Annotated in this window: 1 protein-coding gene; it reads right to left on the bottom strand. The window is 44.3% G+C overall.

What is annotated here, in order from left to right; translation table 11 throughout:
- The coding region (locus tag R7E78_RS25190; RefSeq protein ID WP_411913767.1) for a S8 family serine peptidase at positions 1-313 on the bottom strand (313 nt) is incomplete at its 3' end.
- Positions 314-901: the final 588 nt, after the last annotated feature.

The following is a 901-nucleotide window of genomic DNA, read 5'->3' as shown; positions in this document are numbered from 1 at the left end:
TGATATCAGGTTCTGCATACAACACATTCGGGTTCTGGTTAAAACGGGCTAACTGCGCTTCCACTGTTCCAACGGGCACTTGCAAGACATGCACATCAATGCCGGAAATGACTTTGAGCGCTTTGGCTCTGCTCTCACGCATCAACTCCCCTACGTCAGACGCCGCTGCACCGGGACGGAATTTAACGAGAATACGATCCACGGCATAAGCCGGAGGTGGAACTGTATGAACAGGATGAGGATGACTATCGAGGTAAGCCTGCGGTATAGCAAGGCTTTCTGGAACCGCCGCCTGCACAACCGCAGACGACAACAATAAAATCGGCAAGGATAATGAATGATGCATGGCACTATACTCCGTGTTGGATAAGTCCCTTCCTTGACTGAGGAACTCCATTTGCCAGATGAAACGGCAGCGGGTACGACTCAGCCCCCATCAAAACCTTTTAGCTTAGAATAGAAGTCTAATGATAAATTTACCAATAAGGAAAATATCTAAGGCATGCAATAGACCGATAGCAACAGTGAGAAAATGAGCGGGGGCTAACTATTTTCTTTGAAAAAACTGAAAAATGTTTCTGGTCGGTAAAACACTGTCACCACATCAATTTGGGAAGAGAAGAGCGTTCTAAACGCATTTTTGGACAGAAATCAGTTAGGTCTGCAGCTAACGATTACTCCAAGCACATTAGTTTTTTATTGCGGTTTCATCAATTACCTAAATCTAAGATGAATATAAATGCAAAAGTGTTCTGATTTAGCTGTGAAGAACAGACAAACGTGTACCTCACGCACTAATCACGCAGCAATGCTCTGGATTTGACCTGCCCAACAAGTGCGATGTTTGCGATAACTTCCAGAAGCCACCAATACAACTTAAAAGTTGTCCATCAGCATAAAA

It is taken from the genome of Vibrio sp. YT-19(2023) (assembly GCF_033337395.1).
This window is presented reverse-complemented; position numbering and strand designations above follow the sequence as displayed.